This is a genomic window from Herbiconiux dendrobii (assembly GCF_052048175.1).
Lineage (GTDB): Bacteria > Actinomycetota > Actinomycetes > Actinomycetales > Microbacteriaceae > Herbiconiux.
The window spans coordinates 276,946-289,215 of the sequence record NZ_JBLZQV010000004.1 but is presented as its reverse complement, the minus strand read 5'-3'; the positions used below and the strand labels follow the sequence as shown (position 1 = coordinate 289,215).

The following is a 12,270-nucleotide window of genomic DNA, read 5'->3' as shown; positions in this document are numbered from 1 at the left end:
TCCACCCGATGGCCCGTCGTCTTCCGTCCGCTCCACCCGCACTGGCCGGGTTCACGGCCGTGCGCGTGCTCGGCTCCGGAGGGTTCGCCGACGTCTTCCTGTTCGAGCAGAACATGCCGCGCCGTCAGGTCGCGGTGAAGGTGATGCTGCCCGAGGTGGTGAACGAGCAGGTGCGGCGGATGTTCCAGGTCGAGGCCGATCTGATGGCCACCCTGAGCGCGCATCCGTCGATCCTCACCGTCTACGAGGCCGGGGTCTCCTCCGACGGGCGGCCCTACCTCGTGATGGAGCTGTGCTCCTCCTCGCTCGGCCAGGGGTACCGCCGGCAGCCGCTTCCGGTGCCCGAGGTGCTGCGGATCGGCGTGAAGATCGCCGGGGCCCTGCAGACCGCGCACGACCAGGGCATCCTGCACCGCGACATCAAGCCCTCCAACATCCTGCTCACGGCCTACGGCTCGCCCGTGCTGTCGGATTTCGGGATCTCGTCGTCGACCCGCGGATCGGCGGCGACCGCGCAGGCCGTCGGTCTGTCGATCCCGTGGTCGGCCCCGGAGGTGATCGACGAGTCGACGCAGGGAACGGTCGCCTCCGAGGTCTGGGCGCTCTGCGCCACGCTGTACTCGCTGCTCGCCGGTCGGTCGCCCTTCGAGGTGGCCGGCGAGACCTCGTCTCCGGGCGATCTGGCCCGGCGGATCGCCAAGGCGAAGCTGCCGCCGATCGGGCGCGACGACGTGCCGGCCTCGCTCGAACGGCTGCTCCAACGCGGTCTCGCGAAGAATCCGGCGCAGCGGCCGGAGTCGGCACTGGCCGTGCTGCGCGAGCTGCAGGCGGTGGAGACGGAGCTGGGCTTCACCCCCACGGCCGCCGAAGTCGCCATGGCGGAGTGGGCGGCCGACTACGCCCGCGACCCGGGCGAGCACACGGTGCTGCACAGCACCACCGGGGCGGTTCGCCGGCGCCGTCGTGCGAGCACGGCCGCGCTCCGGGCCGGCGGTACGGCATCCGGCGACTCGCGGCCACCGATGACGGCGGGCTCGGCGCTGGAACGCAGTGACACCGGCACGGGGGTCGCCCGCGCCACCCGTCGCCGGCGCGGCTGGCTCGTCGGCGTGGCCGCCGTGGTCGCGCTCGCCGCGGCCGTCGGCGTGGTGCTGTCTCAGCTGACACCGGGCACGGGGATCCCCCGGGTCGGCGAGATCAGCGCTTCCACGAGTGCCGGCCGCATCCTGTTCAGCTGGGACGACCCCGGGCTGCGCGACGGCGACAGCTACCGGGTCAGCACGGCCGGAGGGGAGAGCTCGGTGCAACGCGGACGCGAGTTCGCGGCCTATCCCACCGACGACGCCACGGTCTGCATCACCGTCGCGGTCGTGCGCTCGGGCAAGTCGGGGGAGGCCAGCTCCGAGAAGTGCGCGGCCGCGGAATGACACCCGCACCCTTCCTCGCCCGCACGGTGAACCGGATGAAGGCCCGGCGAGCCGGTACCCTCACCGCCACGGCCGGTACCGTGGTGGCCGCTCTGGTGGTGGTGACGGCCGTCGTCTCGACCGGGTACACCGCCCAGAAGGTCGAGCTCGACGACGCGACGGTCTGGGTGAGCAGCGACCTGCACCAGGCGGTCGGCCGTGCCAATCCGCCGCTCGCCGAGCTCAACACGGCGCTGCGGATGGAGTCCGGCGCACTGGACGTGAGCCAGTACGGCCAGACCGTGGTGGTGAGCGACCTCGGGCGCTCGGAGGCGCGCCTGATCGACACCGCCTCGGCCGCGGTGACCGACACCGTCGCCCTGCCCGCCGGCGATGTCGACGTGCAGCTGTCCGGCACCCTCGCGGTCGTCACCTCGCACACCTCGGGTGACGTGTGGATGCTGCCGAGCGTCTCGCTCGCCCAGTTCGACGCCACGGCGCCGCCCGACCTCACCCTCGGCGAACACGGCGACACGGTGCTGTCGGCGTCCGGCACCGTCTATGCGGTCTCGCCGGCCACGGGATCGGTGTTCGCCGTCGACCCGACGATCGGCGCCGAGGGCTCGACGACCTGGCCGATCGACGTCGCGGCCGACGACGACGTCTCGATCACCGCCGTCGGCGACCGCTGGGTGGTGCTGGACGCCGACTCGGGTACGCTCTCCACGCAAGACGGCAGCGTCGAGGTCGAGGCGCTCGCGGGATCCGCCTCCGACGACCCGGCCTCCGATTCTCCCGGCGCAGACGCCGGCGACGATCCCGGCGCGCTCGCCGGCGGTGCCCCGCAGGTCGCCCTGCAGGCCGCATCACCCGACGCCGCCGCAGACGTGCTGATCGCCACATCCGGCTCCCTCCTGAGCGTGACGCTGAGCAGCGGTGTCGGCCAGACCCTCGACGACGGCCATCTGGGCCTCCCGGCGGCACCGGCCCGGGTCGACGGATGCTGGTACGCGGCCTGGTCCGACGCCCGCTCATGGAGCCGCTGCGACGGCGACCCGGTCGTGGGAACGCTGGCCGGCGCCGTCGCCACCGACGATCTGGTGTTCCGCACCAACGGCACCGGCGGCATCCTGCTGAGCGACACGGTCTCCGGCCGCTCCTGGGACGTCGTGCGCGAGAACGCGCCGATCGACGACTGGGATCTGCTGCTGCCCGACAGCACCGCCGACCAGAGCTCCGACGAGGCGGTCACCGATCAGCCGGTGCAGGTCGACCCGGCGCAGCGCCCGCCGGTCGCCACCGACGACGACCTCGGCGCCCGGCCCGGGCGTAGCACCGTACTGCCCGTGCTGCAGAACGACTACGATCCCAACGGAGATGTGGTGGTGATCGATTCCGTTCAGCTGCCCGAGGGCGTCGACTGGACGATCGACACGATTCAGCAAGATCAGCAGCTGCAGCTCACGCTGCCCGAGACGGCGAGCGGCGAGATCGCCTTCGGCTACACGATCTCCGACGGCCGGGGCGGGCGGGCGCAGGCGACCGCGCGGGTCACGGTGCGCGATCCCGCCGAGAACTCGGCGCCGGTGCAGAGCAGCTCCCGCGCGGTCGACGTCGGCCTCGGCGGGCGCACCGACGTCGACATCCGCTCCGACTGGTTCGATCCCGACGGGGACGCGTTCTTCGTGCTCGCCGCCGGCGTGCCCGCCCCCGACACCGTCACGTACACGCCCGAGGGGGTCGTCACCGTCACGGATTCCGGCCAGTCGACCGGGTCGAAGGAGGTGTCGGTGACGGTCAGCGACGGCACCGCCTCGAACACCGGCACCGTGACCGTGCGCACGCATCCGGCCGACGAGGTGCCCCTCGTGGCGGAGGGATTCGTGGTGCTCGCCTCGGTGGGGCAGGAGGTCGAGGCCGCCCCGCTCGAGCACGTGCGCGGGGCCTCCACCGACTCCTCCTCGGCACTGCGGCTCACCAACGTGCCGTCCAAGGACGGCTACACGCTCGCGCCCGACTACTCCGGCGGCACCGTGCGCATCACGGCCGCCTCGGCGGGCGACGGCATCCTCGACTACGCGGTGTCCGACGGCGTGCGCACCGCGGCCGGCACCATCCGGGTGATCGCGACCTCGCCGCCGGATGCGAACACGCGCCCGGTCACGGTTCCGCACGCGGCCTTCGCACGGCAGAACACGAGTGTGCTGGTCGACGTGCTGGCGGGCGACTTCGACCCGGCGGGTGGCGTGCTGATCGTGAGCCAGGCCGACCAGCAGGCCGAGGCGGTCGGTGCGCGGGTCGAGGTGATCGACCAGCGGATGATCCGGGTCACCCTGAGCAGGCCGCTGGACACCGGCACGGTCACCTTCGGCTACACCGTCACGAACGGCCTCGCCGAAGCGCGCGGTTCGGTGACCGTGATCGCCATCCCGGATCCGCTGGTGCACCAGCCGCCCATCGCCGTGGCCGACACCGCCTCGGTGCGGGTGGGCGATGTCGTCGACATCCCCGTGCTCGCCAACGACGTGCATCCCGACGGCGACGCGCTCACCCTGAATCCCGATCTCGTGCAGGGCCTCGGCGAGGGTTCCGGCCTGCTCTTCGCCTCCGGATCGCGCCTGCGCTACCTCGCGCCGAGCACACCGGGCGACTTCACCGCCGTGTACCGGGTCGACTCACCCGACGGGCAGTGGGCCACCGCCGCCGTGACCATCAGCGTGCGCGAGGCCGACCCCGCCGCGAACGCCGCTCCGGTGCCCGCGCTGGTGACCGCGCGGGTGATCGCGGGGGAGACCGTGCGCATCCCGATCCCGCTCACCGGCATCGATCCGGACGGCGACTCGGTGCAGTTCCTCGGCATCGACTCGGTGCCCGACAAGGGCACGGTCGGCAGCACCGGGACCGACTGGATCGACTTCGAGGCGGGCGAGTACTCCAGCGGCACCGACACCTTCCGCTACACGGTGATGGACCGACTCGGCTCCCGCGTCACGGGCACCATCCGGGTGGGCATCAGCCCGCGCCTGGAGGGCGCCCGCAACCCGGTCGCCACCGCCGACGACGTTCTCGTCCGGCCCGGCAAGACCGTCTCGGTGCGGGTGCTGCAGAACGACTCCGACCCCGACGGGAGCCCCCTGCGGGTGACCGCCGTGGAACCCGTGGGCGGATCGGCGGACGTCGCAGGCGCCGACGGCCCGGACACCGGCGTCCCGGATGCCGCGTCCGGAGCCGTCGCCGGAGGTGACAGCGGCGCAGCCACGGCCACCGTCGTCGACGACACGCTGCGGTTCGTCGCTCCGGCGGCCACCGGCCGGTACGGCTTCATCTACACGATCGCGAACGAACGCGGCGGCACGAGCTCGGCCTTCGCCACCCTCGAGGTGAGTCAGGACGCCCCGCTTGCGCGCCCGCAGGTCTCCGACACGGTGCTCTCGCTCACCGACATCCTCGACGAGCCGGCCGTCGACGTCGACGTGCTCGCGAACGTCTTCTTCGCCGAGGGCCCGGCGAGTCAGCTCTGGCTCTCGGTGCTGCCCGCCTACTCGCAGGTCGCCAAGGTCGTCGACGGGCGCATCCGGGTGCAGGTGCAGGAGCGGCAGCAGGTCATCCCGTTCACGGTCGCGCATCCGGATGACCCCAACATCCGGGCCTCCGGCTTCCTCTGGGTGCCGGGGCAGGACGACGCACTGCCGCAGCTGCGAACCGGCGCGCCGAAGCTCACGGTCGAGTCGGGAGCGACCCTGCGGATCGCCGTGAACGACTACGTGGTGGCGGTCGGCGGCCGGCCGGTGCGGATCGCCGACACCAATTCGGTGCGGGCCACCCACGCCGACGGCGCGAGCCTGGTCGACGGATCGGGCACCCTCGTGTTCACGAGCGCCGACAAGTACTTCGGCCCGGCGTCGATCTCGTTCCAGGTGGCCGACGGCGACGGCCCGACCGCCCGCACGGCGACGCTGGTGCTGCCCCTCACCGTCACGCCCCGCGCCGACCAGCCTCCGGTGTTCGGCGGCGCCGTAATCGAGTTCGAACCGGGCCAGCAGAAGGCGATCGACCTCGCCAAGCTCACCACGTCGGCCTCCGCCGGGTCGGGCGCCTTGAGCTATCAGGTGCTCGAGCCGCGGCCGGCCGGGTTCTCGGCGGTGCTGCTGGGCTCCACGCTCACCATCACGGTCGACCCGGGCACGAAGAAGGGCACTCAGGGCGCGTACTCCATCGGCGTCGCCGCGGGTGGGGTGACCGGCAAGGCGGGCCGGATCGAGATGACGGTGGTGCCCTCCACCAAGCCCCTCGCCCTTCCGGCGACCGACACCGTGGTCGCTCCGCGAGGCACCACCACTCCGATCGACGTGCTGGCCAACGACGACGCCACGAACCCGTTCCCGCAGATCCCACTCACCGTGGTCGCCGTGCGCGGGATCGACTCGGCCTCGTTGCCGGCCGGTGTGGCGATCGCGCCGAGCGCCGACAGACGGGTGCTGCAGGTGAGCGTGGCCCCGGATGCCGCTCCCGCGGATCTCACGGTGCAGTACCAGGTGCTCGACGGCACCGGCGACCCCGAACGGGCGGCCTGGGGCACGGTGCGGATCGCGGTGCAGGACAGGCCGGGAACGGTCAGCGGCGTCGCCGTGACCGCCTTCGGCGACCGCACCGTCACGGTCTCGTTCTCACCCGGCGTGGCGAACAACGCGCCGATCACCGGCTTCGAGGTCAGTGCCCGCACGCCCGGCGGGGCCGGTGGCGTGACGCGCTGCGAGAGCACGCGGTGCGTCGTCGCGACGCCGGGCAACGGTCCCGGGAACGCGGTCACGCTCGCCGTGTCGGCGCGCAACGCCCTCGGGCTCTCCGATCCGGTCGGCTATTCCGTGCCGGTCTGGTCCGACCTGCTGCCCTCCGCTCCGAGCGCACTCACGGTGGCGCCGCTGGACGGAGCCCTCGCCGTGACCTGGGGCGCCGCCACCGTCGGCGCCGGGGGATCCGAGGTGCGCCAGTACGACGTGGCCGCGAACGGCCGGCCGGTCGCCACGCTCGACGCGACCGGCCCCGGATGCGGCGGGAGCGGCTGCAGCACCACGGTGGGCGGGCTCGCCAACGGCTCCTCGGCCGAGATCACGGTCACGGCGCGGAACGGCGCCTTCCCGGCCCTGGCCGTGTGGCCCTCCGCCTCGGCCGGCGGCACCCCGTACGGGGCCCCGATCGCGCCGTCGATCACGGCGGTGGCGAACCTCGACGCCGGCCCCGGCACGGTGACGGTGCGCTGGCCGGAGTTCGGCGGCAACGGCAACGCCGTGTCCGGCTACATCGTGCAGCAGCTAGCCCCCGGCACGGCTTCTGCTCCCGGTGGCGCCCAGTCCTGCACCGTCTCCGCGCCCGCCCCGGGCGCTGTCTCGCTGCCCCAGGTGGGCGGCGCCGTGCTCGCCCAGCAGGTGCTCGGAGCCGAGGCGCGCGCCGCGACCTTCACCGGCCTGACGGGTGTCGACACCGCGTACCCGTTCGCGGTGTGGGGTTACAACGCAGCCGGCTGTGCGGTCTCGGGGGTGGTGTCGGCGGTCGCCTATCCGAGCCCGGGCACCATCGACGCGGCCGCTCTCCAGGCCGGCCTGCGGATGGTGCAGCAGGGCTCGCTGGTCGACGTGGAAGTGACCTCGGTGCCCGCATCCGGAACCGTCTCGAACGCGCGGTACTACGTGCAGGCCGTCGACGGAGCGGGAGCACCGACCGGTGCGCCCACGGCCCTGAGCGTGCCCGGCTTCCCACGCGCGGTGACCCAGGGCGCCTTCGGCGAGGCGTTCCGGTTCCAGCTGCAGGCCTGCAACGTGTGGGGCGGCACCGAGGTGTGCGGCCCGTTCTCCTCGACCGTGCAGGCGCCGGAGCCCTCGCTCACCTTCGCGTTCGGGACCGCGCCGCGGTACGACGGCACGAGCTGGGGCTGGACGAACGATCCGCCGAACGGGTCGCTGGTGCCCACCTACTACTGCGGATCGACCTCGGCGGGCGCCCCCTCGCGTGATGAGGCCGGCCGCACCGTCACGGCCACCTCGTGCACCCCGGCGTCGCCGGTGGCCCCGGGCGACGCCTGGCTGCTGGTCGCGATCGGCGCGTACGACTACGAATACCCTGGCTAGCGGAAAGGTGATCCATGACGGACACGGGAATCACGGCGAGAAGCACCATGACGGCCGAGCAGGCGGTGCGGTTCGCCGACGTCTTCGACCGGCTCACGGCCAACGTCGAGCGCACCCTGCACGGCAAGTCGCATGTGATCCGGCTGGCGCTCACCGCGATGCTCAGCGAGGGCCACCTGCTGCTCGAGGATGCTCCGGGCACCGGCAAGACCTCGCTCGCCCGCGCCATCGCCGACAGCGTGCGCGGCACCAGCAGCCGCATCCAGTTCACCCCCGACCTGCTGCCCGGTGACATCACGGGTGTCAGTGTGTACGACCAGCGCACGGGCGTCTTCGGCTTCCATCCCGGGCCCGTGTTCGCCAACGTGGTGCTCGCCGACGAGATCAACCGGGCCAGCCCGAAGACCCAGTCAGCGCTGCTCGAGGTGATGGAGGAGGGGCGGGTCACGGTCGACGGCACCGCGCATCCGGTCGGTCAGCCGTTCATGGTGATCGCCACCCAGAACCCGATCGAGCAGGCCGGAACCTACCGCCTGCCCGAGGCGCAGCTCGACCGCTTCCTGATCAAGACCAGCATCGGCTACCCCGATCACGCGACGACGCTCCGCATCCTGCAGGGCGCAACCGAGAAGGCGCACGGCGACCCGCTGCCCCCCGTGGTGACGGCCGAGGGCATCACGCTGCTCGCCGCCGAGGCGCGCACCGTGCACGTCGACGCCACGATCAACGACTACGTGTCGCGGCTCGTGCAGGCCACCCGCGACGCCTCTGAGACGCGCCTCGGGGCGAGCGTGCGCGCCGCGCTCGCGCTCATCCGGGCCGCGAAGACCTACGCGGCCTCCGACGCGCGGCACTACGTGGTGCCCGACGACGTGAAGTCCCTCGCCGGCCCCGTGCTCGCGCACCGCCTCGTGCTCGACCCCGAGGCGGAGTTCGACGGGGTCACACCGCTCGGCGTGATCTCGCAGATCCTGCTCGACGTCCCGCCGCCCGGGGACGTCTCCGCCGCATGACGGGCGAACGGCGCGCCGTCGCCGTCTCGGCCGGCGGCTGGATCGTGGTGGCACTCGCGGTGCTGGGCATCGGGTTCGGGATCGCCTTCGGCTGGCTCGAGCTCCTGGTGATCGGCGCTGCCTGCGCTGTGCTGGCCGTGGTCTCGGCGCTGTTCCTGTTCGGCCGCGCGTCGGGCCGGATCGGCATCGAGGTGCTCGAGGGCTTCGTGGTGGCCGGCGCCTCGGCGACCGTCGCGGTGCAGGTGCACAACGACACCGCCCGGCGGCTCCCGGCCCGTGCGGCCGAGCTCGCGGTGGGGGAGCGGGTCGAGCACATCGTGCTCCCGCCGGTCGCGCCGGGGGAGACCCGGCAGGTCGTGATCGCCGTTCCCACCGAACGCCGCGGCGTCATCCGGCTGGGGCCGGTGACCGTGTTGCGGCGGGATCCGATCGGACTCGCCCGCCGCGAGTCGGTGCGCTCGGATGCGGCGGAACTCTTCGTGCACCCGCATTCCGTGCCGCTGGAACTGCGCAGCACGGGCCTGCTACGCGATCTCGAGGGCATCCCCACCGCCGACCTCACCGACAGCGACATGTCCTTCCACGCGCTGCGCGGCTACCTGCCGGGCGACGACCGGCGCCACATCCACTGGAAGAGCACCGCGAAGACCGGCGACTTCCTGGTGCGCCAGTTCGAGCAGACCCGGCGCAGCCACCTGATCGTGATGCAGTCGCTCGCCGCCGCCGACTACGCCTCCGACGACGAGTTCGAGCTCTCGGTGAGTGTGACGGCCTCGATCGGCGTCAGCGCGATCCGCTCCGGCATGTCGGTGTCGGTGTACGCGGGCTCGCACGACTCGGGACGGCGGGCCGGGAGCGCGCGTGCCCGCGGACCCCGCGCGGAAGGCCTGTTGCGCAGCCGCGCCCCGCGCGAGCTGCTCGACGACCTCAGCCTGGTGCGGGAATCGGGCTCCGCGCCCCGCCTCCCCGCCCTGGCCCGAGCGGTCGGCGACGCCGCACCCGACGCCTCGGTGGTCTTCCTGGCCTGCGGATCGGCCGTGACGGCCCGGCAGCTGCGGGCGGCGGCCGCGCACTTCCCGGCCGGCGTCGAGGTGATCGCCGTGCTGGCCGAACCCGAGGGCGAGTCGGCCCTGGTGCGGATCGACGCGCTGCGGATCAGCCGGATCGGCTACCTCGACGACCTCGTGCGCACGCTCGTCAGGGCGGTGGGAACGTGATGTCCGCGCGCCGCATCGCCGTCTCCGCGGTATTCATGGCCGCGCTCCTCTTCACGGCCGCCGGCGCCTGGTGGCCGGTCTACGGATCGGCGTCGTTCCTGCTGATGGCCGGGGTGACCGTCGCCGTCGGTACGATCGTCGGCGGCGCCGGAGCGCGCTGGTCGTGGCCGGCTCCGGTGCTGGCCGGAGCCCTGCTCGCCGCCTGGCTGCTGCTCGGTGTTCCGCTCGCCGTGCCGGCGAAGGCGTTCGCCGGGGTGCTGCCGACGACCGGCGGTCTGGCCGATCTGGTGGTCACCACCGCCACGGGCTGGCGTCAGCTGCTCACGATCGAACTGCCGGTGGGCTCGTTCCAGGCGCTGCTGGTGCCGGCCTTCGTGCTGCTCCTCGTCTCCTCCGTGCTCGGTACGACCGTCGCCACGCGCACCCGGCGGCCGGCCCTCGCCGCGCTGTTCCCGGTGGCCGTGCTGGTGTCGGGGATCGCCTTCGGGGGCGGGACGGCGTTCGCTCCGATCGTGATCGGCGGAGTGTTCACGGTGCTGCTGGTGGCGTGGCTCGCGATCTGCGCGCGCTTCGCACCCGGAGGTGGCTCCGCATCCGGTGCCGAGCGTGCATCCGGTGCCGGCCGGGCGGCGGCCGCAGCCGCGAGTCGCAGCGCCGCGCGGGTGTCGGCTCGGGGCGCCGGTCCCGGCCGGGTGCGCACGGTGGTCGCGGCGTCGGTGGTGACCGCGCTGGCGGTGCTGGCCTCGGTCGGCGTGGCCACGGCGGTGCCTCCGGGCGAGCGCACCGTGCTGCGCGACGCCGTCGAGCAGCCCTTCGACAGCAGCCGCTCGGCGAGCCCGCTCGCAGGATTCCGGGCGTACGTGAAGTCCCCGCTGGCCGACTCGGTGCTGCTCACGGTGAGTGGTCTGGCCACCGGCAGCCGGATCGCCGTGGCGCGGATGGACGACTACGACGGCGTGGTGTTCGGGGTCGGCGGTGGAACGACGGCGCAGTCGCTGTTCACCCGGGTGCCGGGTGCCCTGAGCTCCGCACGGGCATCGGGCGGCGGCTCGACCGACACCGACACCGACACCGTCTCGGCGCGCGTCACCGTCGGCCGCTACGACGGCGTCTGGGTGCCGACCACCGGCGATCCACTGGCCATCGATTTCGGCGGGCCGGATGCGGCGACGCTTCAGGATTCGCTCTATTACAGCGCCGGCCTGCAGACCGCGGCCACCACCGCGGGACTGACCGAGGGCGATGCGTACGAGCTCCGTGCGGTGCCGGATGCCGTGCCCACCGATGTCGCGGCCCTCACGCCCGGCGAGGTGTCGGCGGGCGACGGCCGCGGGGCCGATCCGTCCCCGGTGACCTCGGGCGACTCGGCCGGGGTGCTCCCCGACGCGCTCAGCACCCGGCTGGCCGAGTGGGCGCCGGATTCGCTCAGCCCGGGTGCCCGCCTGCAGGGCCTGCTCAGCGGCCTGCGCTCCGGGTACCGCAGCAGTGGTCTCGAGGGCGAGGTGTTCAGCCGCTCGGGCCACGGCACCGATCGCCTGCAGGAGTTGCTCACGGCCACTCCGATGGTCGGCGACGCCGAGCAGTACGCCGCGGCCGCGGCCCTGCTGGCGCGCGCGGCCGGGTTCCCGTCGCGGGTGGCGCTCGGCTTCGTGGTGCCGGCCACCGCCGAGGGCGTGGCCGATCCCTCGGTGGTCCCGGCCCCGACCGGGCCGGGGGCGGAGGCCGATCCGGGCGCGGTCGCCGTGCGCGGGCAGGACGCCACGGCCTGGCTGGAGGTCTACACGGCCGAGGACGGCTGGGTGGCCCTGGACCCGGTGCCCGAGCTGCGCCCGATCCCGGAGAGCGCCCTGAACGACACCCGCACCGCGGTGCAGCCGCCCGAGGTGGTGCCGCCGCCCTCCGGCGACCTCGACGACCCGGCGGAGGCCGTGCCCCTGCAGCAAGACGACGACGTGCCTCCCGCCTCCGACGAGCTGCTCGCCACCGCCCTCCGGATCGCCGGAATCGTGGGTCTCGTGCTCGCCGGCCTGGCTGTGCTGCTGTCGCCCTTCCTCACCGTGATCGCGATGAAGGCCCGGCGCCGCCGTCACCGGCGCAGTCGCGGCCCGGCTCGCAGCCGCGCCGCCGGCAGCTGGGCCGAGCTGCTGGACGCCGCGCGCGACGCCGCGCTGCCGCTCCCGGCGAACGCGACCCGGCGCGAGGCCGGCCGCCTGCTCGACGCGGCCGGCCGATCGCAGGAGGCCGGGCATCCGGATGCCGCCGGGCGGGCAGGCGGGGCCGGGCACCCGGAGGCTGCCGGATCCGTGGCCCTCGCGGCCCGTGTCGACGGGGCGTTGTACTCGCCCGTCGAGCCCGACGAGGCCGAACTGCGCGCGCTCTGGGCCGCCTCCGACCAGCGCCGCCGCGAGCTGCGGGCGGGGCAAGACCGCCTCGCGCGGCTGCGCTCCCGGGTGTCGACCCGATCCCTGCGCCCGTATCATGGCAGGGACAGGAAGAGGCGGTCATAGCG

The 12,270-nt window shown here is 73.6% G+C and carries 5 protein-coding genes; all 5 read left to right on the top strand.

The features are described from left to right. Nucleotides 1-8: 8 nt before the first annotated feature. Genes ACN4JJ_RS14165 through ACN4JJ_RS14145 form a run of 5 tightly spaced genes read left to right on the top strand, consistent with a single transcriptional unit; the run spans nucleotide 9 to nucleotide 12,268 of the window. The gene (locus tag ACN4JJ_RS14165; RefSeq protein WP_440710531.1) at nucleotides 9-1,427 is read left to right on the top strand and encodes a serine/threonine-protein kinase; all 1,419 of its coding nucleotides are present in this window, start codon (nucleotides 9-11) and stop codon (nucleotides 1,425-1,427) included. Next, nucleotides 1,424-7,531 (top strand): Ig-like domain-containing protein, encoded by a 6,108-nt coding sequence (locus ACN4JJ_RS14160; RefSeq protein ID WP_440710530.1) that lies wholly within the window; start codon nucleotides 1,424-1,426, stop codon nucleotides 7,529-7,531. The genes ACN4JJ_RS14165 and ACN4JJ_RS14160 overlap by 4 nt, the downstream gene beginning before the upstream one ends. Nucleotides 7,532-7,545: 14 nt before the next feature. Continuing rightward, a complete protein-coding gene (locus ACN4JJ_RS14155) occupies nucleotides 7,546-8,544 on the top strand; it encodes an AAA family ATPase (protein ID WP_440710529.1) in 999 nt (332 codons plus the stop codon). After that, complete coding sequence (locus ACN4JJ_RS14150) at nucleotides 8,541-9,761, top strand: DUF58 domain-containing protein (protein WP_440710528.1); 1,221 nt, start codon at nucleotides 8,541-8,543, stop codon at nucleotides 9,759-9,761. The genes ACN4JJ_RS14155 and ACN4JJ_RS14150 overlap by 4 nt, the downstream gene beginning before the upstream one ends. Beyond that, on the top strand, nucleotides 9,761-12,268 hold the full coding sequence (locus tag ACN4JJ_RS14145) for a transglutaminaseTgpA domain-containing protein (RefSeq protein ID WP_440710527.1): 2,508 nt from the start codon (nucleotides 9,761-9,763) through the stop codon (nucleotides 12,266-12,268). The genes ACN4JJ_RS14150 and ACN4JJ_RS14145 overlap by 1 nt, the downstream gene beginning before the upstream one ends. Nucleotides 12,269-12,270 lie beyond the last annotated feature (2 nt).